Annotated in this window: 21 protein-coding genes and 1 tRNA gene; 17 read left to right on the forward strand and 5 right to left on the reverse strand. The window is 45.5% G+C overall.

The window, feature by feature from the left end; translation table 11 throughout:
* Positions 1–136: 136 nt before the first annotated feature.
* On the reverse strand, positions 137–1,336 hold the full coding sequence (locus tag B3V51_RS03790; RefSeq protein ID WP_286708016.1) for a sugar transporter: 1,200 nt from the start codon (positions 1,334–1,336) through the stop codon (positions 137–139).
* Positions 1,337–2,044: 708 nt separating this feature from the next.
* On the opposite strand from B3V51_RS03790, the gene B3V51_RS03795 reads away from it, so the two are divergent.
* Positions 2,045–2,680, forward strand: coding sequence for a hypothetical protein (locus B3V51_RS03795; protein ID WP_286708017.1), 636 nt, complete (start codon positions 2,045–2,047; stop codon positions 2,678–2,680).
* Positions 2,681–2,774: 94 nt separating this feature from the next.
* Here B3V51_RS03795 and B3V51_RS03800 read toward each other — a convergent pair whose 3' ends face one another.
* Complete coding sequence (locus B3V51_RS03800) at positions 2,775–3,455, reverse strand: TetR/AcrR family transcriptional regulator (protein ID WP_058025725.1); 681 nt, start codon at positions 3,453–3,455, stop codon at positions 2,775–2,777.
* A gap of 273 nt (positions 3,456–3,728) precedes the next feature.
* On the opposite strand from B3V51_RS03800, the gene B3V51_RS03805 reads away from it, so the two are divergent.
* From B3V51_RS03805 to B3V51_RS03830, 6 genes are all read left to right on the forward strand, one after another.
* Positions 3,729–4,880 (forward strand): acyl-CoA dehydrogenase family protein, encoded by a 1,152-nt coding sequence (locus tag B3V51_RS03805; protein WP_286708018.1) that lies wholly within the window; start codon positions 3,729–3,731, stop codon positions 4,878–4,880.
* A gap of 62 nt (positions 4,881–4,942) precedes the next feature.
* Complete coding sequence (locus tag B3V51_RS03810; protein ID WP_212564392.1) at positions 4,943–6,151, forward strand: acetyl-CoA C-acetyltransferase; 1,209 nt, start codon at positions 4,943–4,945, stop codon at positions 6,149–6,151.
* A gap of 72 nt (positions 6,152–6,223) precedes the next feature.
* The gene (locus tag B3V51_RS03815) at positions 6,224–8,413 is read left to right on the forward strand and encodes a 3-hydroxyacyl-CoA dehydrogenase NAD-binding domain-containing protein (RefSeq protein WP_286708019.1); all 2,190 of its coding nucleotides are present in this window, start codon (positions 6,224–6,226) and stop codon (positions 8,411–8,413) included.
* On the forward strand, positions 8,406–9,569 hold the full coding sequence (locus B3V51_RS03820) for a CaiB/BaiF CoA transferase family protein (RefSeq protein ID WP_093068311.1): 1,164 nt from the start codon (positions 8,406–8,408) through the stop codon (positions 9,567–9,569). Before B3V51_RS03815 ends, B3V51_RS03820 begins: the two co-directional genes overlap by 8 nt.
* A gap of 227 nt (positions 9,570–9,796) precedes the next feature.
* Entirely contained in the window at positions 9,797–10,501 is a 705-nt protein-coding gene (locus B3V51_RS03825; protein ID WP_071001809.1) for a hypothetical protein, read from the forward strand.
* 127 nt (positions 10,502–10,628) lie between these two features.
* Positions 10,629–11,072: an SRPBCC family protein gene (locus tag B3V51_RS03830; protein WP_071001808.1), complete on the forward strand. Its 444-nt coding sequence runs from the start codon at positions 10,629–10,631 to the stop codon at positions 11,070–11,072.
* Positions 11,073–11,146: 74 nt separating this feature from the next.
* Here the strand turns inward: B3V51_RS03830 and B3V51_RS03835 are convergent, their stop codons facing one another.
* Both B3V51_RS03835 and B3V51_RS03840 read right to left on the reverse strand, forming a co-directional pair.
* Complete coding sequence (locus B3V51_RS03835; protein WP_071001807.1) at positions 11,147–11,458, reverse strand: DUF1244 domain-containing protein; 312 nt, start codon at positions 11,456–11,458, stop codon at positions 11,147–11,149.
* Positions 11,459–11,801: 343 nt separating this feature from the next.
* Positions 11,802–11,876 (reverse strand) — tRNA-Gly (locus B3V51_RS03840).
* Between the two features lie 258 nt (positions 11,877–12,134).
* Between B3V51_RS03840 and B3V51_RS03845 the strand changes: the two genes are divergently transcribed.
* The 3 genes from B3V51_RS03845 to B3V51_RS03855 all read left to right on the forward strand — a co-directional run bounded on the left by B3V51_RS03845 (position 12,135) and on the right by B3V51_RS03855 (position 16,492).
* Complete coding sequence (locus B3V51_RS03845) at positions 12,135–13,805, forward strand: alpha-keto acid decarboxylase family protein (protein ID WP_286708020.1); 1,671 nt, start codon at positions 12,135–12,137, stop codon at positions 13,803–13,805.
* 192 nt (positions 13,806–13,997) lie between these two features.
* A complete protein-coding gene (locus B3V51_RS03850; RefSeq protein ID WP_093068323.1) occupies positions 13,998–14,333 on the forward strand; it encodes a GlpM family protein in 336 nt (111 codons plus the stop codon).
* Between the two features lie 365 nt (positions 14,334–14,698).
* Positions 14,699–16,492 carry a potassium/proton antiporter gene (locus tag B3V51_RS03855; protein ID WP_093068327.1) on the forward strand — a complete coding sequence of 598 codons (1,794 nt, stop codon included), beginning with the start codon at positions 14,699–14,701 and terminating at the stop codon, positions 16,490–16,492.
* A gap of 14 nt (positions 16,493–16,506) precedes the next feature.
* On the opposite strand, the gene B3V51_RS03860 is transcribed toward B3V51_RS03855, so the two are convergent.
* Positions 16,507–17,409, reverse strand: a complete 903-nt coding sequence (locus B3V51_RS03860; RefSeq protein WP_227674260.1) for a LysR family transcriptional regulator — start codon at positions 17,407–17,409, stop codon at positions 16,507–16,509.
* A gap of 242 nt (positions 17,410–17,651) precedes the next feature.
* Between B3V51_RS03860 and speB the strand changes: the two genes are divergently transcribed.
* The 7 genes from speB (at position 17,652) to B3V51_RS03895 (ending at position 26,740) form a co-directional block, all read left to right on the forward strand.
* A complete protein-coding gene (gene speB / locus B3V51_RS03865; RefSeq protein ID WP_093068331.1) occupies positions 17,652–18,620 on the forward strand; it encodes an agmatinase in 969 nt (322 codons plus the stop codon).
* A gap of 136 nt (positions 18,621–18,756) precedes the next feature.
* Complete coding sequence (locus tag B3V51_RS03870) at positions 18,757–20,103, forward strand: purine-cytosine permease family protein (RefSeq protein WP_093068335.1); 1,347 nt, start codon at positions 18,757–18,759, stop codon at positions 20,101–20,103.
* Complete coding sequence (locus B3V51_RS03875; RefSeq protein ID WP_093068340.1) at positions 20,100–20,927, forward strand: carbon-nitrogen hydrolase family protein; 828 nt, start codon at positions 20,100–20,102, stop codon at positions 20,925–20,927. Before B3V51_RS03870 ends, B3V51_RS03875 begins: the two co-directional genes overlap by 4 nt.
* On the forward strand, positions 20,924–21,667 hold the full coding sequence (locus B3V51_RS03880) for an MBL fold metallo-hydrolase (protein WP_093068344.1): 744 nt from the start codon (positions 20,924–20,926) through the stop codon (positions 21,665–21,667). The genes B3V51_RS03875 and B3V51_RS03880 overlap by 4 nt, the downstream gene beginning before the upstream one ends.
* Positions 21,668–21,808: 141 nt before the next feature.
* The gene (locus B3V51_RS03885) at positions 21,809–23,527 is read left to right on the forward strand and encodes a 5-guanidino-2-oxopentanoate decarboxylase (protein WP_093068347.1); all 1,719 of its coding nucleotides are present in this window, start codon (positions 21,809–21,811) and stop codon (positions 23,525–23,527) included.
* 136 nt (positions 23,528–23,663) lie between these two features.
* Entirely contained in the window at positions 23,664–25,067 is a 1,404-nt protein-coding gene (locus B3V51_RS03890) for a YjiH family protein (RefSeq protein ID WP_286708021.1), read from the forward strand.
* A gap of 155 nt (positions 25,068–25,222) precedes the next feature.
* Positions 25,223–26,740 (forward strand): aldehyde dehydrogenase family protein, encoded by a 1,518-nt coding sequence (locus B3V51_RS03895; protein WP_093068463.1) that lies wholly within the window; start codon positions 25,223–25,225, stop codon positions 26,738–26,740.
* Positions 26,741–26,782: the final 42 nt, after the last annotated feature.

The raw sequence follows: 26,782 nt of genomic DNA on the forward strand, positions 1-26,782 counted from the left end.
TTAATAGTGGTTCGACTATATCCTTAAAAAAAATCTAGCAAGCCTTGCAAGGCTGTACTATTACCTAACCATTTTATTACATACATCACTACTTTTAATCATTCACAAAGCATCGGTATCAATAGATAGATTACACTTAGCCAAGTCGCCGACTCAACTCAGGGAAGCGTTTTATCATAAATAACATTAGGAGCAGAGCGATACTCGCAATAGCCGCGCCGACATAACCCACGCTTGATATCGAGATATGCGTCACTGCATAGCCACCAAATAGCGCACCTGTTCCAATACCTAAATTGATAATACCTGAGAACATCGCCATCAGCATGTCTTGTGCATTGACATCGACCATGATGACCTTTGCCTGCATTGAGATAATCAGTAGCATGAGTGCCGCGCCCCAAAGCAGTGCACTAACACTAAGCGCCCAAACAGAGGTCACGACAAACAGCAATGTCAGCATAGAGACAAGTATTAATATCGTAGATACCAGCATCAATTGGGTGTTATATCTATCACCCCAACGACTGAATATCACACTGCCCACAATGCCTGCTGCCCCAAACAGTAGTAGCACAAAAGTAGCTGCGTTTTCGTTGATATTACCGACCTGACGCATAAAGGGTTCTATGTAAGAGTAGGCCGTATAGTGTGCGGTAAAGACGAGCAAGATAAGCAAATATAGACAGACCAGTAAGGGGTTCTTGAGTAGTTCTGGAATCTTTCTAAAAGATCCCTCAAACATACTTGGTAAGGTAGGTAATAGTCTCGCTTGCAAAATAAAGACGACAAGCGCAATGACACCAATGCCGCCAAATGTCGCGCGCCAACCAAACCATTGACCCACCAACCGTCCCAACGGCACACCGAGTACCATCGCAAGCGACGTCCCAGTCGCGAGCACACTCAGCGCCATGGCTTTCTTGCCTTCGGGTGCCACACGTATGGCGATTGCTGCTGTGATGGACCAAAATATCGCATGCGACAGCGCAATCCCAACTCGGCTAATGAGCAGTACATCAAAACTCCATGCAAATACAGATAGCATATGACTGGCAATAAAGACGGCAAACAGCCCTAAGAGTAACCGTTTACGCTCAAATCGACTGGTCAATAGCATCAGCGGCAATGACATCGCTGCCACAATCCAAGCATAGAGCGTCAACATCCAGCCCGTTTCTGCTGTGGTAATAGAGAAGTCTTGGGCGATATCGCTCAATAGCGCCACAGGGACAAATTCTGTGGTGTTCATAATAAAGGCACTAACGCCCATCAAAAATACTTGAAAATACTGAGTTCGGCGAGCGTTCGCGCTCGCCTCAAGGTTATGTGTCATAAAATCCAATACAAAGCAGGTGCTAGGGCGTGTCCCTAATTCAAACGTTTATCACTAAATGGGCTAAAAATAGCTAAATCTTTGACAAACGGCGTCAAATAGCTAGTCAATATCTCGATATTAACCAGCTATTTTCCTTGTTTGTCTGCGATTTATATTATCTTTATCACCATTTTTAAAATAGGGACACGCCCTAATACAGCGGGTGACAAGTCAAGGTGGGGCAGGTATTCTTGGAATACAAGGGTCGCGAGGCAAGATAGCAAGCCAAAGTCGATTGTAAAAGATGTTTTTTGATAAGGATTGTTAACCTAAAGCTCAGCATGAAAGGCCTAGGAAAAGAGAGTTAATAAAAAATACGCAATAGATATAGGAAAATAAAATTCAATATGAGGTGCTTTTAATCTAAAAACCTAACCATTTACTATTGAAAAATAAGTAAACATATCGGTATTTATTTTCTGCTATCTGTTGTGCTATCATCATTGAACGATCTATCGTGGGTTTAACAGTTTTGTTATTGCCGTCCGTGACAACCGTTTCATGGCAGCGTGATAAACCTTGCAACTTCCAGCACGATATAAAATAACCCTGGTAAAGCGCATGAGCCTGTACTCCGACAACCTCATTTGTGCCTGATTTTTTGCCTATTTGGGCGTATATCAACCTTTTTCGTCGGAGTTATAGGAGTCTAAGGTGTTCAATATCATGAACCACATTGCCAACCAATCTCAATATACCCGTCGTTATCACCCACGCCATCTCTTAGCACAATATGCGATCAATCAGATAGCCACACTTGAGCTACGTTCGCAAGATATTGTCAGCGCCATGGGTTATCCTATCAAGCATACCATTCCTGCCTGTGACCGCCTGCGCCATGTACTGTCGCATAGGTATCTTGGACTTGATAGCAGCTATATGGACAAATACTTTACCGCTGATGAGTTTTTGGCAAAGCTATTTGTCGTGCTTGAGATACCGTATCAGCCATTTGCAGAAGATATTGCTCAGATTAAAAATGACTTGACGAACCACTCTAATACGCTACCTAAATATAGCTTACGAGCGCAAGTGGATTTTACCTTTACGAGTGTCGATAATTGGGTGTCTCGTGGTAATGCTGCACGTTTGGCTCACATACCTCTCCCAGATGGATTTGCCAAATTAGACGATGCTCAACGTAAATCAGTGATTCAAGACAGCATCTGCGAGCATTATCAGCAGTATGAGGGCAGTTTGCCATACGATGGTGTTATCAAAGGTTATCAACTGACGATTGAACAAAACAACCATGTGGTTGATCATGCAGATTATGGCTTACCAAAATCCAGCAGTATCTAAAATGCTGTGAGTATATGAAGAGTGTAATAATCTAAGCTCATCGACTAAGAAGCCTTAGTATAAATTAGAAGACTCAGTATAAAAAAGCCTCACTTTATCGTGGGGCTTTTTGGTTCTTTGCATTAAATTTTTTGTTTAATGCTTCAGGTTTAGAGATGGCGCGCCATAAAATTACAAATAGCGCATCAAACTCTGCATTTAATGGCGTCTCTGTTTGGCGAATGGTATGCATTAAGCCAAGTCGACTAATAAATCCCATAAACACATCGAAGAGTATGTGCAGTGGGACAGTGTCATTGAGCACCCCACGATTTTGACCATCTTCTAATACCGCCAAAAACGCGCCAATTAACTCTTTGTTTTCATAGATTGCGATATTACGTATACGCGAGGCCGACACAGAAGACAGCACCATCACCGCATCTGGATGCGAGTCTACAAAATCAAAGCAGACCCACAGCGTCTTACGTAGACGATCTTGTACGCTATCAATCCCTTGCAGATGATCCATGATGCGAGCGGCTAATCTGCCGAGCACAATATCCATAATGGTATAAAACAGCGTTTGCTTGTCCCCGAAGTACTTGTAGAGCGTTTGCAAGGAAACATTTGCAGACTTTGCAATCTGCGCCATCGTCACCTCATTAGCATCAAATCCTGCAAAGACCTTACGAACGGCCTGTTCAATTTTATCCAAAGTTGCGGGTCGCATATCGGATAGGGGTGCTAGCGATCGCGTTTGCGTGGGGCTATCTGACTGATTAAAGGTTTTCATATTTATCGCTTCTTAAAGTATTGGTTATTTGATACGTCCTATCAGTTAAGTGATTTTCTCGATAATCTAACGTGATTAAATTAATGAGTAATTTGAATTACCATTTTTATTTAATATATTGCGAAGTGGTTTTTCATAGCCTAGTATAAGACTCGTATATTAATAAATACAAAGAATTTATCGCATATCTATAACGGTAATATAAATTACCATAACTTAAAAAATGGCTTGGATATAGCTGTTATTCATTCAATCTTGTCAAGGATAGACATCATGAGTATCGAAAAATTTACCCCAAACTGGATGACCGAAGAACATCAGATGGTGTATGACAGCGCCTTGAAAATGTTTCAATCTTGGGAGCCAAAGGATGAGCAGTGGCGCAAAAACGGCATGATCGATCGTGCTGCGTGGGAAGAAGCGGGCGAGATGGGGTTTTTGTGTGCGGCAATACCAAGCGAGTATGGCGGCGGCGGCGGCGATTTCGGTCATGAAGCCGCGCTCATCTACGCACAGACTGAGGCCAATCAGTCAGGATTTGGCGGTATGGTGCATTCAGGTATTGTCGCGCCTTATATTTTAGCCCATGGTACTGAAGCACAAAAACAAGCGTGGTTACCAAAAATGGCAACGGGCGAATATATTGGCGCTATCGCCATGACTGAGCCTGGCACTGGCTCCGACCTACAAAACATCAAAACCTATGCAGTAAAAGACGGTGATGATTACATTATCAATGGCTCTAAGACCTTTATTACCAATGGTCAGCACGCCAATCTTATCTTATTAGCATGCAAAACAGACCGTGAAAAAGGCGCGCAAGGTGTCTCACTTATCATCGTAGAAACGGACAACGTAGAAGGGTTTGAACGTGGGCGCAATCTCGATAAGATTGGCCTGACCTCTCAAGACACCTCAGAGCTTTTCTTTAGCAATGTCCGTGTACCGCAAACCAACCTGTTGGGTACGGTAGAAGGTATGGGCTTTATACAGATGATGCAAGAGCTGCCACGTGAGCGCCTCATCATTGCGTTATCAGGGGTCGGCTCAATGAAGCTGGCTATCAATCTAACACTAGATTATATAAAGGGCCGTGAAGCCTTTGGCAAACCTATTTGGAAATTTCAAAATACCCGCTTCAAGATGGCTGAATGCTATGCCGATTATCTCGCTGCCAGTACCATGTGTGATGCGGCAGTCGATGCGATGTTAGATGGCAAACTGTCTGTACCGCATGCTTCATTGATCAAATACTGGGTCACCGAAAAACAGTGCGAAGTCATCGATGAATGCGTGCAGCTGTTTGGTGGCTATGGCTATATGACCGAGTATCCTATCGCCCGTTTATATGCTGATGCGCGCGTGCAAAAAATCTATGGCGGCACCAATGAGATTATGAAAGAGCTGGCTTCACGCTTTATGTAAACGCTTATATTATAAAACTACGATAGTTATTGTTTATTTAAAAAATAAAAAAAGGATTTTTTATGACTGAGACTGCTTACATTTATGATGCTATCCGCACGCCACGCGGCAAAGGAAAAAAGGACGGCTCTTTGTATCAGGCGTCACCAATCTGGCTGACACGTACCTTATTAAAGGAGATGGAGCAGCGTCACAACTTGGATACCAGTTTGGTCGATGATGTGGTGCTTGGCTGCGTGACCCCAGTGGGCGAGCAAGGCTCTGATATTGCGCGTATCGCCGTCATTGATGCTGGTTGGGCACAAAGTGTGGCAGGTCTTACCTTGTCTCGGTTTTGTGCCTCTGGTCTGGAGTCTATTAATCTTGCGGCTGCCAAAGTCATGTCAGGTATGGAAGACATGGTAGTGGCAGGCGGTGTGGAGTCTATGAGCCGTGTGCCGATGGGCTCTGATGGCGGTGCTTGGTACATGGATCCGCGCGTGAATGAAGCGACGCATTTCGTGCCGCAAGGGGTGGGCGCGGATACCATTGCAACGCTCAAAGGCTTTAGCCGTAGCGATGTCGATGCTTTTGCCACTGAATCACATCGCCGCGCAGCAAAGGCTTGGGAGAACGGCTATTACGACAAATCTGTTGTCCCTGTCACCGATATCAATGGCATGATGCTATTGGATAAAGACGAAACCATCCGTCCTAATACCAATGTCGAAACCTTAGCGGGTCTTAAACCTTCTTTTATTATGCCGGGAAAAATGGGCTTTGATAGTGTGATATTAGACCGATACACCACGATTGAAACCGTGAGTCATGTGCATCATGCGGGTAATTCTTCTGGCATCGTTGATGGGGCGGCGATTTGTTTGGTCGGTAGCGCGGCGGCTGGGCAAAAAGCAGGACTAAAACCACGCGCCAAAATCACAATGGCCTCAGTCATTGGTTCAGAGCCTGCCATTATGCTGACAGGTCCAACGCCAGCTTGCCAAAAAGCCCTCGATAAAGCGGGCATGCAAGCCTCTGACATAGACCTTTGGGAGATTAATGAAGCATTCGCTGCTGTGCCGATGAATACCGCTGATGATTTTGGAATCTCGCTTGATATTGTCAACGTCAATGGTGGTGCAATCGCTATGGGTCATCCGCTTGGGGCAACGGGCGCGATGCTAATGACGACAGTCCTTGATGAGTTGGAACGCCGCGACTTACAGACTGCTATGATTACGCTATGTGTGGGCGGTGGTATGGGAATTGCCACTATTATCGAGCGTGTTTAACCTTTCTCTAAAATAGACTGAAAACCAATTAGACTAAAACGCAATATACAAAGAATCATTTAAGGGATAAAAATGATGACAAATAACCAAACAGTAGATAGCGTAATAGCCATTAACGCATTAGATGACTTCTCCGTCCAGCGTGATGACGAGGGTGTCGTCACCGTTACGATTGACCAAAGCAAACGCAAAATGAATGTCATTGGTGATGGCTTTACGGAGGCATTCGCCACGTTAGTTGATAGTTTTATCAATGATGACGCCGCCACAGGCTTAATTCTCACATCGGCCAAAGACACCTTTGTGGTTGGCGCAGATATTGATCAATTGAACCAGATAGAGACAGCGGAGCAAGCATTTACATTGACCGAGGAATTAAAAGGGAGTTTGCGTACGCTTGAGACCTCGGGTAAACCCGTCGTCGCTGCTATGACAGGAACCGCATTAGGCGGTGGTTTAGAGTTGGCACTTGCCTGTCATTATCGTATTGCCATTGACATGCCTAAGACCAAGCTTGGTTTGCCTGAGGTGAAACTGGGCTTGTTACCTGGCGGCGGCGGTACTCAGCGCTTACCAAGGTTGGTCGGTATTCAAGTAGCACTGGAGCTGATGACGCAAGGCAAAGAATTGCGACCAGCAGCGGCAAAAGATATTGGACTTATTGATGCAATAGCCACTGATCGAGCAGATATGCTGAAGCAAGCAAAAAACTGGATTCAAAACAATCCAAGCGCGCAGCAGCCATGGGATGAGAAGGGTTTTAAAATTCCTGGCGGCGATAGTAAGCATCCAAAGGTAGTGTCTATATTCTCTATCGCCCCAGCCATGGCCAATCAAAAATCTCACGGCAACTATCCAGCGATTACTCATATCATGTCTTGTGTGTTTGAAGGATGCCTAGTGGATATCGATACAGGGCTTGAGATTGAGTCGCGTTATTTTGCCGCTTGTGTGCTGTCGACTGAATCAAAAAACATGATTAACACCTTATGGACGCAGCTGAATAGCATCAAAAAAGGTCAGTCTCGACCTCAAGGGTTTGAGCAGACCCAAACCAAAAAAGTCGGTATCTTAGGGGCTGGCATGATGGGCGCTGGCATCGCTTATGTCACTGCCAAAGCAAGTATAGATGTCGTGTTATTGGACACGGAAATTGCCCATGCAGAAAAAGGCAAAGCGTACTCTGCTAATATTTTGGATAAAGCCATCAGCCGACAGCGCGCTACCGAAGAGAAAAAACAAGCTCTCCTAAAACGTATCACGCCAACCGTCTCTTACGATGATTTAGCTGATTGTGATCTCATCATCGAAGCGGTGTTCGAAAATCGAGAAATCAAAGCCAAATGTACCCAGCAGAGTGAAGCGGTGATTTCAAACACGGCTATTTATGCGTCTAATACCTCAACACTACCGATTACTGGGCTAGCAAAAGCCAGTACACGACCAAACCAGTTTATCGGTCTGCATTTTTTCTCGCCAGTAGATAAGATGCCGCTCGTTGAGATTATCGTAGGCGCGCAAACTGATGATGAAACGTTGGCCAAAGCCTTTGATTATGTTGTGCAAATAGGCAAAACGCCTATCGTCGTCAATGACAGTCACGGCTTTTATACCTCGCGGGTATTTGGCACCTATGTATCAGAGGGTATCGCAATGCTAGGAGAGGGTGTGCATCCGCGTAGCATCGAAGTTGCCGGACTAAAAACAGGTATGCCGATGCCGCCCTTAGCATTACAAGATGAAGTGTCGTTAAGCCTAGCATTACATGTCAGCGAGCAACAGCAGGTAGATATGGCAGCCGAAGGCAAGTCCGTTGCTGTGCGCCCTTCTTACGAGATACTAAAGACGCTGGTCAATGAGCATGGGCGCGAGGGCAAGAAAAATGGCAAAGGGTTTTATGATTATCCAGAAGACGGTGATAAGCATCTATGGCCTGAGCTGATAAACTTATATCCGCCAAAGTCAGAGCAACCGTCGCAGCAAGATTTGGTTGATCGTTTGATGTTTATTCAAGCCAATGAATCTGCCAAATGCTATGAGGAAAACGTCGTGCGCTCAGTTGCCGACACCAATATAGGGTCTATCTTTGGCTGGGGGTTTGCACCGCAGCACGGGGGCACGCTACAGTTTATCAATGCAATGGGCGTGAGTGCATTTGTTAAGCGGAGTCGTGAGCTGGCTGCGAAATATGGTGAACGGTTTGAGCCTGCCCAGATATTGTTAGACATGGCAGCCAAAGGCGAGGCGTTCTCCGATGACTGATACGCATTTATCAAATCATGATCAAATGGCAGATTGTCTACAAGGGTTACGAGTGATCGATCTGACTCGTAACCTACCTGGGCCATTTGCCACGCGCCTGCTTGCGGATTTGGGTGCGGACGTTCTTAAAATCGAACCCAAACAAGGTGATCCTGCTCGCGTATTTGGTGAGTTATTCGCAGCTTTGAACCACGGTAAGACGACTGAAAAGCATGATTTTCATGATCCCGAAGCGATTGAAGCTATTAAGGCACATCTCAAAGAAGCTGACCTGATGCTAGACAGCTTTCGCCCAGGTGTCTTAGCAGAAATGGGATTAGATACTAAAACCCTGCATGTCATCAACCCAAAGCTGGTAATGGTATCTATTACTGGCTATGGTATCGCAGGCAGTTACGCAAAAGAAGGTGTCTACTTAGAAAGTGCTGAGCCAAAAAATAGCTCTCAAATAAATCATAATTGGTCTGATAAGGCCGGTCATGATATTAATTTTATGGCTATGAGTGGTGTGCTTGATCAGTTAAAAACAGCTCAGGGTGAGCAGGCTATGCCCAATGTCCAGTTTGCGGACTTGGCAGGTGGTAGTGATACAGCAGTGATAGCACTGTTGGCTGCTGTATTTGCCGCGCAGCGTACCGGAAAAGGACGACATATTGTGATTAGCATGACGCACAGTTTGTACAATCATATGGTTATGCCAAAGGTGACGGGTAAGCTAATCAGTCGTTTTTCAGGTGACAATTCAAATAGTGCTTCAAATAATACTTCAAGTACAGCTCCCATGCCACAGCATGACTTTTTAGGCGGTGCATTACCATGTTATCGACTGTACCAAACCGCTGACCAGCGACATATGGCGGTTGGTTCGTTAGAGTTGAAATTTTGGCAAGGTCTATGTGAGGTATTGGAGTTGCCAGCGCTTAAAGACGTACATTGGCAGCTTGGCATCATGCCCAATAGGCCTGAGAGTCAAATAGCGACTAAAACAATGGCGGAAAAATTCGCCAGTCAAACGCTTGAGCATTGGCAAGGCGTATTTGCGGCAACGGATGTCTGTGTGACCCCCGTGCTGAATTTACAGGAAGCCAAGGCTCACCCTTTGTTTGCGCATCAAGATGAATATCAGGCAACCTCAGGATGGCAGCAAATTAGCTAGTCACTGGTATGGAGATGCCTTTTTAGTTTGTGTTATTTAGCCTGTCTGTCTAAATCAGAGTGATTGAACTTGTATATCTGTCTATCTAAAATTGCCTAGATAAGAGACAATATGCGCATAAAATCTAGAGCGCCGTGATATTAAGAAAGTATCATGTACTAAGGCTCTTAAAGATTAAGCCACACAGACATTTCACAAATTTAACTCAAGCAAAAAGGCAGTCTCGAATGACCAAAGATAATCCATATAATTTCCTACCACTACAGCCCACTGGCAGAAATGAAACCGACACGGCGAATACCTACGCGCCTGAAGACATGATTAAAATATATGAGCAGCAGTTTCTCATTCAAGTACCTGAAGAGGAGCTGACAGGGTTTTTGCCTGCCCTAAAAGCATTTTATGATATTGATAATCATACTTTAGATGTCAGCGCCGTTATTTTTGAGGCAATTGCAGACTCCTCTATCATTTATAATCACAAAATCAAAGTGGGCGGCTATCAGTTGCTAGGCGGATTGGTAGAGGAAGCGATTGAATATGATGAGGATACTCAAAATGATGACAGTACTGACAGCGAAGAGATTCAGGCCTATACACTAGAGTGCCAACGTACCTTCTTCATCAATGATGTAGAAATACCTTATCATTTTAATCTGTTCATTTATGGCGATGGCTACTCTACGTTGACCAAAAAAGAAACCGTGCTAGAAAAAATGTATTGGTTTGTCAGAGGCAGGTTTGAAGAAGAGTTGTTGGACGACTCCAAAGATAATGATAGCTTGGAATCAATCAATGAGCAGCTAGCCAGCTTGGGCATTGCGGCCATGGATCTAACGACTGTAGATGAGATCGTAAGTTATATTGAAGCCAGCATCATAGATGACGCAATGGTTGATGAGCTAAATAAGCTATTGGATGATGTCGAGTAGTATTGATGGTAAGCGTCTTTCAAAAGGACGAGCTTCTTCACGATCATAAGTTTTTGAAGTGTAACGGCTTTATTTGTTTCTAAAATGGCACTAAGCGAAATAACTTTAATCCTAACGAGATTATATTATGTTCAAAATAAAAGTAGAACGCATTGTCAAAAAACCGATTGATGAGGTATTTGAAGCACTGAGCGACCATGCCAGTTATGGCTCATTTAAAGCGGTGGGAGTTGCTAAGTTAGTCGCTGAAGGTAATGAGGAGCGCAATGGTGTTGGCGCTTTACGTAGCATTCAAGCGGGACCTGTTAAGTTTTGGGAGCGGATTACAGCGTTTGAGCGTCCTACTCATATGCAATACCAAATCGAAAAAGCTAAACCTGTCAAAATGCGACATGATAAAGGCGTCATTGATTTAAAAGACTTGGGCGATGGCACCACACACGTGACTTGGATATCCGAGGGTCGATTGATTGTACCGTTGCCATTAATCGGTCGCCTACTTGATCGTCAAATGCAGAAACAAGGAACCATAGGATTTAGTAGTATACTCAAATCTATAGAAAGCCGCTAATCTAGCGGCAATATTGTCTTCTTCGATATAATTATATCATGGTGGCTCTTTTATTTGAGCCACTACTGTTGGTTTTAATTCGTTTTGTTCTTGGTAGCTTCAATTTCGTTAAAACGTGCTAACTGTTCTGGTGTTGCTTTTTGCTGGTACTTCGCTTTCCACTCAGCGTAGGGCATGCCATAAACAAGCTCGCGCGCATCCTCGTAGTCGATTTCAATACCACGCTCTTCACCAGCAGCTTTGTACCATTTGGATAAACAGTTACGACAAAAATCGGCAAGGTTCATCAGCTCAATATTCTGTACATCTTTACGCTCGTCTAAATGAGCCAATAAGCGACGAAATGTCGCCGCTTCTAATTCGATGTTTGATTCTAATTTTGCCATAATATTTTTCCTAATTGTCATTGAGCTATCTAAAACTTAGTTAATACTAACCAGAAAACTCATTATAGTAGAGGTTCGCTAATTTAAAAGCTTTTAATCATAATATTAAACCACGCTTCATTTCTATCTGCTCTAAAAATAGCTAGGTTGGGGGCAATTCAATATTCGCAGTTTTAGGGCAGGGCACGGTTTGGGCACCAAATGGGCACCGCACCGAAAACGAGCTTTTTGACTGAGTAGATAAACTTAACTATAAGAAAATAAATGTTCGAAAAAATACTCTACAAACCCCGAAAAACAGACAAAAAAAAGCCTCACTATTAAGTGAGGCTTTTTTAGAATTTGGAGCGGGATAAGAGATTCGAACTCTCGACCCCAACCTTGGCAAGGTTATGCTCTACCACTGAGCTAATCCCGCTGATTCATCGTTTGATTAACTATCATCAGATGATGAAGGCGTATTATACGCAGTTTTTTTTATGTGTCAACACCTATGACGAAAAAAGTTAAAGTTATTAAAATAGGCATATATTCTATCTACAAATGTGTGTTATAACGGTTCATTATAATATGTATTCCAAAAGCTTTGCATACATAAATAAGCTGGTATACATATTATGATTTAATTACATTCACAATGATCAATACTTACGAAGATAAGTTATAAGGATAAAAAATGAGTCAACAGTATACTATCGCTGATTATTTGTTTGATCGTGTCGCAGAAGCAGGTGCCTCTGAGATATTCGGCGTACCAGGCGATTTTAACTTAACCTTTTTGGACAATGTCCTTGCTTCTGATAAGCTGCGCTGGGTGGGTAACACCAATGAGCTAAATGCTGGCTATGCGGCCGACGGCTATGCACGCGAGCGTGGGTTTGCCGCCATGGTGACGACTTTTGGCGTAGGCGAGCTATCAGCGATTAACGCGACCGCAGGCTCTTTTGCTGAGTACGCGCCAGTATTGCACATCGTAGGTGCACCAAGCACAGCTTTGCAAGACGCAAAACGCCGTATTCATCATTCGCTTGGCGATGGCGTATTTAATCATTTTATTAAGATGGTTGAGCCCGTGACCGTAGCACGAGCGCAGCTTACTCCTGAAAATGCCGCCTCAGAAATTGATCGAGTGATTCGATTGATTCTCAAAAAGCATCGCCCAGGTTATCTGCTGCTATCACCTGATGTTGCGCGTCAGCCTATTTATCCGCCAACAACCAAGCTGATTGATAGCCAAGAAGACATCACCAGTCAAGCGGCATTGGCAGATTTCAAGCAAGCGCTAACAGAGTTCTTGCCAAACAAAACCACGACGCTCATGGCAGATTTGATGGTGCATCGTTTGGGGTTGCAGTCACAGCTCAAAGCACTGATTGCTGATACAGACATTCCTTATACCACGCTATCGTGGGGCAAGACACTGCTTGATGAAAACAGCGAGCGCTGGGCCGGGACTTATGCAGGCGTTGCCTCGCGTCCCATTGTCAAAGACGCGGTAGAAAACTGCGAATGTCTGATCAAAGTAGGGGTGCAATATACCGACACGACCACCGCGGGATTTAGCCAAGATATTGACGAGAGTATAGTAGTAGACTTGCATTATGAGCGTGCTTCTATTAGTGGTAAGAACTTTGCACCGATTGCCTTGCAAGATGCATTACAGGCCCTGCACGAAGTCATGACCTCTGGTATCAACATCGTACCAAAGCCTTTTTGTGAGCCAGTCAAACCACATGAGCAGAAGGGTAGGGATGATGAGGCGATTCTCCAAGATGACCTATGGCATATTATCGCTGATCGCCTAGACCATAATAATTTGGTGTTCTCTGAGCAAGGAACTGCCTATTTTGGCATCAGTGATGTGCGTTTGCCAGAAGGGGTGACCTCCTATGGGCAGCCAATGTGGGGCTCGATTGGCTACACATTACCAGCAAGCTTAGGTGCTGCTATCGCGTCACCGAATAAACGCAGCGTTGTACTGATTGGTGATGGCTCGGCGCTCTTGACGGTTCAAGAAATGGCGGTCATGATTCAAGAGCGTATCAATCCAGTCATCGTCCTAATCAATAAAGACGGCTATACCGTAGAGCGTGCGATTCATGGTGAAAACCAATACTACAACGATATCCCAAAATGCGATTGGCAGATCATGCCAAAAGCGTTTGGCGCAACCGAAGCGAATAGCTTACTACTCAAAGCAGAAACAGCAGGTGAGCTAAAAGCGGCTTTAAACAAAGCTGCCGAGACTACCGATAAGCTAGTAATGATTGAGGTCATCGCAGATAAGCATGATATACCCCCATTGCTAGCAGACATCAGCGCGGCACTAAAGCCAAAAAAGGATTAAATAATTCTTAAAAGCTTTCTTAATAAAAGTACTAGCCCCATTTAGCAGCGTAGCTAAATGGGGTTTTTTGCGTTTTTTTTATCACACGGGTCAATTAATCAGCGATGCCTCTTATGTCAATTTGTAGACTCTAGTATGATGGCTGATTGGGCTATGTTCAGCCCGTCATACTCAATAGGAGAGTGATCCATCATGATCTGGCTAAAAATGCTCATTGGCGCTTTGATGGTATTGGCAATTCAATTATTTGCACAAACGCGATTTTTTTATCTGGCGGCGCTTGCACCTCTTTTCCCCACGTTTACGCTCATCAGTCACTTCATTGTTGGTACTGAGCGCAGTCCTACTGATTTAAGGGTTGCCCTGATATTTAGTATGCTGGGTGTGATACCGCATTTGATTTATACCTTGGTGGTATTTTTTAGCATCAGTTATATGAGCTTATATAAGGCATTATTGTTAGGCGTTGTCGCTTGGACAGTAGCCGCCACTATTTTGGTGCTGACATGGCAGTATATTCAGGGCTAAATAGTCAAGCGTAACTATTTAAATTTAATTGTGTAGGCCTAAATACTGTCAAAAGTTAGAATAAAAAATGGCTAAACAAAGGTCATAAGTTCATAGGTACGCGCTGGTATATTCGATAACTTTTTTCGAAATACTGTCTATAAATTTAGTCGCAGATGTTACTCTTAATGCCGATATAGAATCAGTGTAAATTTCTTGTGTTAATGGCTCTGACAATGTTAATAGCTCTGACAATCGTTGCTGATGACAAACTCTCTGGCGTGATATCTAATAACAGTGCGATAACGGAAATATTTTCGCAATCAAGTACTATTATGCTTCATTCAATATTGATGCAATAACGATAAAAAACAGGGCTTTAAAAAATGGATACCTTAAATATCCTATACCTCGTAGGGGCAGTACTTATTTTCGCCAGTATCATGGCGAGCACGTTATCGGCGCGTTTGGGTGTGCCCTTGCTATTGCTGTTTTTGATCGTCGGTATGTTGGCAGGCGAGCAGGGTATCTTGGGTATTGAGTTTTCTCAATATGGGCTGGCCAATTTTGTGGGACAAGCGGCGCTTGCTTGTATTCTATTAGATGGTGGTCTACGTACGTCTTTTAAGTCGTTTCGGGTCGGTCTAAAACCTGCGATTACCTTGGCGACTTGGGGCGTACTGGTCACGGTTTTGGTGCTCGGGGCATTTGTTACTTGGTTGCTCGATGTTGATTGGCGCTTTGGGCTATTGATGGCAGCCATTGTGGGCTCAACCGATGCGGCCGCTGTATTCTCTCTACTACGTAATGGCGGGGTCAAGCTCAACGACCGCGTCCAAGCCACGCTTGAGTTAGAGTCTGGTGCCAACGATCCCTTGGCCATTTTATTGGTGACGGGGTTAATTGCTCTAAACGTCGACCCTGCTGGTCAGACAGCATTTGGCTTTTTGGTCTTACTGTTTCAACAGTTGAGCTTTGGATTGGGCATGGGCTTGCTCTTTGGTTATCTGCTCTCTCGGTTATTACCCAAGATACATCTGGCAGAGGGCATGTATGCCATTTTGATACTCTCAGCGGGCTTGGCCGTATTTGCTGCGACCAACTTGATTGGCGGTAGTGGGTTTTTGGCGGTGTATCTCACAGGGGTGCTCATCGGTAATCACAAAGTGCGCTCAACCGAGCATGTTATGCGCGTGATGGACAGCTTTGCGTGGCTATCGCAAGCGGTATTGTTTGTGGTGTTGGGATTATTGGTCACGCCATCAAACGTTCTTAATGTCTGGCATTATTCGGTGGCGATAGCGGCGTTCATGATCTTCGTTGCCCGTCCTATCGCGGTCTATACTAGTGTGAAACCATTTAAATTTAAAGATCAAGAGATTGGGTTTATCTCTTGGGTTGGTCTGCGCGGTGCGGTGCCCATTACCCTTGCGATTTTGCCCGTCATGGCAGGGATTGATAATGCCTTTATGCTCTTTGATATTGCCTTTGGGGTTGTGGTGCTGTCACTGATTTTGCAAGGCACGACCATTCCTACTATGGCGAATTTATTTAAGGTACGTATTCCAACCAATAAAGATCCCAAAGAAGAACATGAGGTTTGGGTATCGGATAAGGCGAGTATTACCTTATACGAGTTTGAGGCGCAATCAGGCGCCTTTGCAATCGGTCGTCATCCTATGGGAATCTCAAAAGGCATTAGCCCTGATGAAATCAGCGTATTTGCGCTGGTACGGGGACAACAAATCGTCGTCGTTGATGAAAATACGAAAATAAAATTTGGTGATAGTGTTTGGTACGCCATGCGCGGCAATCACGCGAGCAAAATTGCCAAGATTTTTAATGACACAACGTTAGATCGTAAGGCTATTGATGACTTTTATGGTGATTGGTTGCTATCACCCAGTGTAAAACTCGGAGATTTGCCATTTTTTTCAGAAGCTATGACCGCCAAACCTTTGGTAAAAACGCTGAAAACGACCGAAGCAGACAGTACCAAAGATATGTGGGAGCAGACAGTCGCTGAGTATGTGACCTCACACTTAGGTACCGCACCCGTTTCAGGTGATACAGTTGTGGTGAACGATGAGTGGTCACTGGTCATCAAAGAAGTAGGCGAAAAAGGTAAGCTTAGAAGCATTGGTCTCAAGCATCAACGACCGTCCGTAGCAGTGCAGTGATATTCGTATTCTTTTTATAGCAAGTTCATCATTTTATGTAGAAAGTCAGCGGTTTGTTTTTGCTGATTCTCGCGATACGCCCAATGGTGCTCGACGTCGTAGCTTGCTTCATTAGGCAGGAGTATTTTCATCAGTCCCATGCCCTCATATCGTCTCGCCAGATCACGCGGTAAGTACCCCACATGATGACCTGCAAGGATAAGCTGCGCAGTTGCCTCCATGTGATAAGTAGTAGCGCTTAGGGTTTTTGGGCGGATATGATTGATATGATGCTCGACCACGTAGCCCCTTTTTATCCACGGATAATTCTGCTCTAAATCCTCAAAAGTCAATCCTTCTGAGTTATAAAATAGCTTATGCTCGCGTCCGCAGCAGACCACTTGTTTTTCGACAAATGCTGGCTGAAACGTCAGTAACGGCGGAAAGCTACCAAAATACCCCACACCAATGTCACTCTCGTTACTTAAGAGCTTTTCTAGCATGCTCTCAGGGCTTTGCACATCGATAGAAAAGTGTATCAGTGGGTTTTCTCGGTAGCTACTGGCGAGGCGCTGTCTAAGCGCATCATAAAAAAACTTGGGCATCTGATCAATTAAGCAAAGCCTAATATGTCCACCGTGTACTGAGTCTAGTTGCTTAATATAGTGCAGCTGGTGTTGAAAACTCGCGACCGATTCGGTAAAGCCCAAACATGCCTCATAGACAGCCGCACCATCCTCTGTCAGCTTAAAACCCGCTCGACCGCGATGGCAAAGTGTCATGCCCAAGCGGTCTTCTAAGTGAGTCAAATGTCCGCTAATCACTGAAGTCGTGACATTCAAACGTGACTGAGCGGCAGTCACGCCTTGACACTCCACGATAGCCATAAAGCTACGTAGCGTTTTAATGTCTATTTTTATCAGCTCATCCAATATCACACCCGACCCCTTACTTTCGCAATAACGTGCTACCGCAGCAAATTACTTTATTCATTAAACCTACTTTATCAAGCAGTAGTATTCTTCTTAAACTTCTGGTAATAACCGATAAAATCATTTTACTACGAAAAATCAGAAGTTTACTTCTAAATTTTACCATGGTTCCTTCCCTTATATTTATGTATTGTCAATTGTATGTAGCAAATTGTGTATATAAATCAAATAAAATAGGGAAGTAACTGATGACATTCAATCAACCATTAAGTGGCAACGATATGCCAAGATTTGGCGGTTTCGCTTCTATGATGCGCTTGCCGACTCAGGCTGATGCCGAAGGGTTAGATGTGGCATTCGTTGGTGTGCCTTTAGACATTGGTGCCTCCAATCGTAGCGGTGCCAGATTGGGGCCTAGACAGATTCGCGATGAGTCAAGAATGATTCGACCTTACAATGTGGCGACGCGTGCTGCGCCATTTGAGTCACTGCAAGTGGCTGATATCGGTGATGTGCCTATCAATACGTTCAATCTGCTAAAAAGCGTCGATATTATCGAAAAATTCTATACAGAAAAAATCATCAAACACGGTGCGATCCCCCTCACACTGGGCGGCGATCATACCATCGCACTGCCTATCCTGCGGGCACTTGCCAAAAAACATGGCCCAGTTGGCATGGTTCATATTGATGCTCACGCGGATATCAACGACGACATGTTCGGCGAAAAAATCGCTCATGGCACGCCGTTCCGCCGCGCGGTCGAAGAAAACCTCATCGATGGTAATCGCGTAGTGCAGATTGGTCTGCGGGGTACAGGTTATAGCGCTGAAGAGTTTGACTGGTCAACCCAGCAAGGGTTTCGTGTGGTACCGGCAGAGGAGTGCTGGTATAAGTCGCTGACGCCGCTCATGGCAGAAGTACGCGAAAAGCTAGGCGATGGCCCTGTTTATCTAAGTTTCGATATCGATGGGATTGACCCTGCATTTGCACCCGGTACAGGCACGGCTGAGATCGGTGGTCTGACCTCCACGCAAGGCATCGAAATCATACGCGGGATGCGTGGTCTTGATGTGGTCGGTGGTGACTTAGTCGAAGTATCACCACCATATGATCCATTTGGCAACACCTCTGTACTGGCGGCGAACCTGCTGTTTGAAATGCTATGTATCCTACCTGGCGTACGCTACGACGACAAGGTAAAAGCTGTCTACTAGTAGCAGACACTGATTGGCTAGAGTTGGCGCATAAGACGGTTACCAAATGCGGTACATCAGGGATAGCAGCCTAATGAGATGGTGACCAGTGTGTTGAGTTGCTGGTATGAAAATAATTCGGTTAAGGAAGACCCCAATGAGTAAATCCTCTTCGTTTTTTGGTCAAGACACGCTGTCTCCAAATGAGGTTGGGCACAGTCTAGGCTCGGTTGGTACGTTTGCGCTATGGTTCGGTGCCAATATCGTGGTGACGACTATTTTGACAGGTATGTTGTTGGTACCTGACTTGCAGTTCACCACAGCGATTACTACCGTGCTCATTGGTTCATTGATCGGGGCAATTCCGCTGCTGTTGGTCGGTTTGATGGGTCAGCGTACTGGGCTGCCTTCGATGGCACTGACACGCCGTGCTTATGGCCCAGTTGGTAGTCAGATCATCTCCTTGGTCAATATGGGGGTGCTTATTGCGTGGAGCTGTATTCAGGCGCTGCTGGCTGGTATGAGTCTGGACTATGCGATTGAGGCCACCACAGGTTATAGCAACCTGCCACTGTTTGTTATTTTATGCGAGACAGTGGTAGTGCTCATCGTGCTACGTGGTCACCTTGGGATTGAGCTGGTCGAACGCTGGGCCGCATTGGCAATGGCGGCGCTTACCGTGATAGTCCTCTATCAACTTAACCAGCATTATGATGTCTCAAAACTGTTTGAGATGCCTGTTGAATCACGCAACGGTATTACCTTAGGCATCGCCTTTGATATTGTCATCGCTACCGCGTTTTCATGGATGTCGTCTGCCGCTGATTATAACCGTAACTGCAAGACGTCAAAGATTGCTGTATGGGGCACGTATTTTGGCTACCTCATGGCGGCTATCGTTGCGATGGGTTTGGGTGCTACGATTTCAGGTCTGTCTATTATGTACGGGCTGGAGCAGACGTATGACCCGACGCGTCTGCTTGCTGACTTTGGTTTTGGCCTACCAGCTGCACTGGTTATTTTCTTCTCGGTCATGACAACCAATGTGATGGCAGTCTATAGTGCTACGTTATCTTGTATGAATGTCGCGCCGAATATGAGCTTTTGGAAACCTGCTCTTGTCATCGGTTTGGTCACTATCTTTGGGTCGCTAATTCCGGGTATTTTGGATCAGTTCCAAAACTTCCTGCTGGTCGTGGGCGCGCTATTTATTCCTGCATTTTCAGTCATGATTGTCGATTATTTCCTTGTGGGCAAAGAAGGCTATACCGCAAAACTGCTTGACGCCACGCATCAATTGGGACGTCCGACAGCAAAGATTGCCATTGCAGCCTACTTGATTGGCGCAGCGCTTGCAGCTTATTGGACACTGATTGCACCGCCGTCATTTGGTGCGTCATTACCCGTCTTTATCATCACAGGTGGTCTCTACTGGTTAGGTGCGACGGTGTTTACCCGTCCGAGTGAGGTTGTTACTCCAGCTCAAGAGGAGGGGGTATTATGAAACTGATGATCGCTCAAACCAATCCCTTATGGGCTGAACCAGTCGCCAACCTAGAGGCTCTAGAGTCGCTTTGTCGCCTCGCTGTAGAAGCAAAAGTCAATCTGATTGCACTACCAGAGCTTGCATTCACAGGCTACAACATCTTTGAGCGGCTTGATGATTTAGCGGAAGCGATCGATGGGCCAATTGTGACTCAAGTAGCGAAACTGGCTGCTCAGTACAAGTTACATGTGTTATTTGGTCTCGCTGAGCGCCGTCCTAGTGGCAAGCTGAGTAATGTTGCTATCTTGATAGATGACAACGGACAGCATCTTGCGACTTATGACAAGCACTACTTGTGGGATCGCGAACACGAGTTTTTTACAGCAGGCAAAAAGTCCTGCGTCGTCGATACGCGATTTGGCAAGCTGGGATTGATGATTTGTTATGACAATGAGTTTCCAGAAGTGGCAAGAGAGCTTGCGCAGGCAGGCGCGCAAATCATCCTATCACCGACAGCAAACATGCTGCCAAATGCAGAACGTCAGGTCCTCCAAATACGCGCTCGCGCCATGGACAATCAATGCTTTGTCGCTTGTATCAATCGCTCGGGTGAGGAAGATAATCTTCAGTATTGTGGCAATAGCATTGTCGCTGGTCCCGACGGCGAAGTGCTCGGCAGACTCGGCTTAGCGGCTGGCACGATGATCGTCGATATTGATCTTGCCCGTATTGATGAGAGCCGCACGCATCAAAACTATCTTAATGATTTAAAACTTAGTGACTTAAATACCAGAGACTTAAATCTCAGCTGCTCGGATATCTCTAATGGAGCTGACTTATGAGCGCACAATCTCTAGCGCGTATCAAGCCAGAGAGCTGGTATCGCACCACCGCGCATAGCGATGGTATCACGCTCATCGATGAGCCATGGATTAAGCCGTTTTTTCGCTGCAATCTGTGGCACGTGCGCGGCAGACATCGTGATTTGTTAGTAGATTTCGGATTAGGGGCAGTACCGCTGCGTCGTCACGTTGCTCTACTTGCTGATCGCGATATCGTGGGCGTTGCCAGTCATACGCATTTTGATCATATCGGCGCTGCGAGCGAGTTTAACTGCTGTCACGTGCATTCTGCTGAAGCGCATATCCTCGCTGAACCAGACAATGCCCGTACGTTGGCGGATATGTTTGTCAATGACGAGATGTTTGACGCGCTACCGCCCGAGCCTTATGCCCATTGCGGCTACAAAATCGCGGCGCCCGCCAAAATTATGTCATTAGAAGATGGTGACATGATTGACTTGGGCAATCGTCAATTTGAAGTGATTCATACGCCAGGCCACTCTCCAGGAGGCATTGCTTTATGGGAAGCGGCCAGCGAAACGCTTATTTCTGGCGATCTTATCTATGACGGTCCATTGATAGAAGATACATGGCATAGCGACATGACTGACTATGCCAAAAGCATGCGCCGTCTCAATGCGTTGCCTGTACGTGTCGTTCATGGCGGTCATTTCCCCAGTTTTTCAGGCAAACGTCTGCATGTGATGATCGATGACTGGTTACGCCATCATGATTTGTGATTGATAGCATTTAGTTAGAATCTAAAACAAATGGCTATTCAACATAAATAGCTACTCAAAATAAATAACAACGCTATACATAACAACGATAAGCAATAAGCGATTTTCCATACCTACTGACTCTTTTAGGATAATTATCCCATGACCCAATTGACACAAACATCTCTTTCATCATTTGACACTCAGCCTCTGACCTGCGGCGAGCTGCTCGTTCAGTGGCTAGAATACTATGGGGTAGAGACGGTCTTTGGCATACCGGGGGTACATACCGTAGAGCTATATCGCGGTCTACCCAATACCAATATTCGTCATGTAACCCCGCGTCATGAGCAAGGCGCTGGGTTCATGGCAGATGGCTATTATCGTGCCTCTGGCAAGATCGGCGTATGTTTTATCATCACAGGTCCTGGCATGACCAATATCATGACAGCGATGGCGCAGGCATTGGCTGACTCTATCCCAATGCTGGTGATCTCTAGTGTCAATAAAGTCAAAGATACGGGAAGTGGAGAGGGGCACTTGCATGAGTTGCACGATCAACAAGGTATGGTCAGTAATGTGGCGCTCACGAGTAAAACTATCTGGCAGCCTGAGTCATTGCCCAAAGTTATCGCCGAAGCTTTTGCCTTATTTAATGGCGCACGTCCAGGGCCAGTCCATATTCAGCTGCCGATTGATGTCATCACCGCTGATGCCAGACATGTTGCCAAGCCGCCTAGCTTAAAAGATATGGCTAATAGCTTAACGTCACCCCAAGTGATGAGACCGCTCCCAAACCCTGCGCAATTGGATTTGATTGTTGAATTATTAAAAACCGCAAAAAACCCAGTGCTGCTTTACGGCGGTGGCTGTGTCGATGTCGATCACGATGCGCAAAGACTGGCAGAGCTGATCGATGCGCCTACGTTTTTGACCATCAATGCCAAAGGGCTACTGCCACCTGCTCATCCATTAAGTTTGGGTAGTAATCAGTCGTTAGATGCAGGACGAGCCGTGATTACAGAGGCAGATTGGGTGCTCGGCATTGGTACGGAGCTTGGTGAAACCGATTACGATGTGTTCTTTAATGGCGGGTTTAAAATCAATGGCACACTGATGCGTATTGACTGCGATGCCGAGCAGTTGCAGCGTCCGTTTAGAGCGGATATCGCGGTATTGTCTGATGCACAGACGGCTATCAGTGGACTATGCAGTCGTTTAGAAAATCAGATATCAAACGGTCAAGTATTCGATCATCAAGCATTGTCACGCGTGAACGAGGCAAAACAAGCCCTTTTACAAGAGACAACCCCAGATTTTGCGGGTCAAAACGCCTTATTAAAACTGATTCGAGACGAAGTGGAAGGTGTGATCTTTGTGGGCGACTCAACCCAGCCTGTCTATAGCGGCAACCTTGGCTTTGAAGCATTGGCAACGCGTAAATGGTTTAACTCCTCAACAGGCTTTGGCACGCTAGGTTATGGCTTGCCCGCCGCTATTGGTGCCATGATTGGCTCGAACCTACCTGTTGTTAGCTTAATCGGCGATGGTGGTATTCAATTTACCATTGCAGAGCTTATTTGCGCCGCCGAGCTTGAGCTGCCATTGATTGTGCTGCTATGGAACAACCAAGGTTATGGCGAGATTCGACGCTATATGGAAGAGGGCGGCTTGCCACTGATCGGCGTCAATATTAAAACACCAAACTTTGAGCCATTGGCTGCAGGGTTTGGCGCTGGCTACCGTAGAATTACGGACAAACAGCAATTGCTGGCGGCGCTAAAAACAGACACGATAGGCAAGCAACCGATCATTTATGAGATTGATGAAGCAGATGAGTTTCTCAAAGAGATGGGTGAGACGGTTACCTATTTTAGCTAACGGTACTCATAAACAATGCTTAAAGGATTATAAATGCAGGTCGCTTAAGGAAAAATGTCCATTAGAGCAAACCTCGCTATTACTCAGATAGAAAAATAGAAAACTTGGCGATCATCACCCATTAAGGAGAAGGTAAATGACGAATGCTATTGATAAATCGCAGCAACCGATTTTAGGAAACGATGTCGATCCAAACACACCGCAGGCAGGGCAGTGGCGAGCGTCAATGTGGAAGTTTCTGTTGTTTTCAGCATTGGGTATTGCGCTATTTATCATACCGTTTCAGTGGGATGGTAAGGTCACCATTTTATTGGGGGTGCTCACAGATACATTACAAGCTGCATTGGGCGGATTTGTGGTCTATATCACCATGGCAATCGTGACCATCTCCTGTCTTGGGGCACTAGCAGTCAAGGTGTTAAAACCCAGTCTGCCTGAAGGCTCACTGATAAAGAACCTCCTTGATGTTGATTGGCTTTGGCTCACCACGCGTTTGTTAGGTATGGTGTTTGTTTGGATGATTTATCTGCAAGTCGGCCCTGAGTTTATTATCAATCGCAATATGGGCGGCGTCATTTTCGAAGACTTGATTCCTATTCTGATTCCGTTGTTTTTCTTTGCTATTTTATCGCTGCCATTTTTGACAGACTTTGGCCTCATGGAGTTCTTGGGTACATTGGCGAGCAAGATATTTATCAAGCTGTTTAAACTGCCAGGTCGTTCTGCTGTTGATGCCATGTCTTCTTGGTTTGGAGCCGCGTCAATCGGCCTGCTGGTCACTATGCAGCAGTATGATAAAAGTTTTTACAGTCAGCGTGAAGCAGCCATCATTGCCACCACCTTTTCAGTGACTTCCATTGCCTTTACCTATGTGGTTGCCAAAACCATTGGTGTGGACAATAACTTTGTCTATTTTTATCTGACCATTGCGCTGACTGGATTTATCGCTGCGATCATCATGCCGCGTATACCGCCACTATCAATGAAGCCTGATACCTATCACTCAGGCAAAAGTATGCTAGACGAAGGCATTCCTACTGGGTATACCACTTACCAATGGGGGGTTAATCGCGCCGTCACTCGCGCACTTTCTATGCCAAGCTTGGGTTATGTGTTCAAACGCAGCGTGGGCAATTTGTTTGATATCTACTTTGGACTGATCCCAGTTGTCTTTGCTATCGGTACGATTGGCTTGGGCTTAGCAGAGTACACGCCTGTCTTTAACTGGCTCGCGACCCCACTTGTGCCATTGCTTGAATGGTTGCAGATTCCAGAGGCAGCAAAGGCTGCACCTGCCATGATTATGGGCTTTGCGGATATGTACTTGCCAGCGCTGGTCGGTAAAAGTATTGAGAGTGAAATGACACGCTTCATCGTGGGTGCTGCCTCAATTACTCAGATTATCTACATGTCTGAAGTCGGTGCGCTGATTTTGAAATCAAACATCAGACTTAATATATTAGAGCTATTTGGGATTTTTATCCTTCGTACGCTTATCAGTTTGGTGGTGATTACCTCAGTCGCGCATCTGCTTTATTAGTCACACATTCGATATCAATAAAGCATATAACGTAAAAAATAATTGGTTTTTCTGTCGTCAGATAAACCGATTATTTCATCGATTACGTTGCGCGGGCTATGCAAATAAATAAAATTTTATCCAAAAATACAAGGCAATTAACCATGGTGGAATTGATGAACGCTACAAGCTTAACCAGAGAAGGCGCAACACAAACGGCTCAAAATGAAGTCGTGTTAAATGCCGCTTATATCAATGGTGACTGGATTGAGATTGAAGCGCCTGCGACTGACTCTGATAATGCAAGCTTTGATAATACAAATAACCATGCCTTGTATGACCCTAATTCAGGAAAGATAATTGCAACGACACGCTTGTGTACCAGTGTTCATGTAGAGACAGCGGTTAGCGCCGCTTCTAAGGCTTATAACAGCTGGTCGCAGACTGACGTTAGAGAACGCGCCCATTATCTAAATACCATTGCAGCGTCTATGGAGCAGCAATTCGATAAGTTGGTTGGGCTATCGGTGTTAAATAATGGCAAACCAATAGAGGAAGCAAAGATAGACGTGGGAGACGCCATTGCTTGCTATCGTTATTATACTAATCTTATCACTGATCAAGCCACTTGGTCTGAGGTGTCCACGCTTGAGTCAGGCCTACGACTGCTAAAGACCTACGCGCCTGTCGGGATTTGTGCGCTGATTACGCCTTGGAATTTCCCTATGGTGACGACTGCTTGGAAGCTAGCACCGGCGCTAGCGGCGGGCTGTACTGTATTATTAAAGCCGTCTGAGATGACGCTATTACCAGAGCTGATGCTGGGTAATATCCTATCCAAGATAGGACTGCCCAAAGGCGTGGTGAATATCTTACCGGGTGCTGCCGAAGTGGGTGCAGCCATGACCAGCCATCCGCAGATTGATAAAGTCTCGTTTACCGGCAGTAATGTGGTGGGCGAAAAAGTCATGAGCCAAGCGGCGACAAGTGTCAAAGACATCAGCCTAGAGCTGGGCGGCAAGTCAGCCATTGTGGTATGCGCAGATGTCGATATCAACCATGCCTGTGATTTGATCATTGGTGGTATATTTACCAACGCTGGTCAAATATGCTCGGCTACTTCACGACTGATCGTCCATCAAAGTATTGCTGAGCAGCTATTTGAGACGTTAAAAGCAAAAACGGAGAGTCTACAAATTGGTGATGGCTTTGATGCTGATACGCAAATGGGGCCACTGGTCAGCGTACAGCAACTAAGCCAAGTCAAAAACTACTTTGATATTGCCACGACCGAACAGCTCACATGCTTAACGGGGGGCGAGGCAATTGACGGTGCAGGTTACTTTGTATCGCCAACCATTTATACAGAGGTGCCAACGACCAGCCAATTATGGATGGAAGAAGTGTTTGGTCCTGTGTTGGTCAGTACAACTTTTACCGACAATGCAGAGGCCATTCGCTTGGCCAATGATAGCAAGTTTGCCTTGGCAGCGACCATTGTGAGCGCTGATGAGGCTGAGGCACTGGAGATGGCACTGCAAATTCAAGCAGGACACATTTGGATCAATGAGCAACAAATCGTGCTACCAGAAGCAGGCTGGGGCGGGTTTAAGCAAAGCGGCATCGGGCGTGAGCTGGGCGGCGATGGTTTATCCGCTTACCAAAAGAGTAAACATGTATTGCTGACTGATTGAGTCGCTCGTAGTTTTATTAGCTGTTTTAGAACTTCGTACCTA

Origin of the sequence: Psychrobacter sp. UBA2514 (assembly GCF_002341255.1) — a bacterium.
Classification (GTDB): domain Bacteria; phylum Pseudomonadota; class Gammaproteobacteria; order Pseudomonadales; family Moraxellaceae; genus Psychrobacter; species Psychrobacter pacificensis.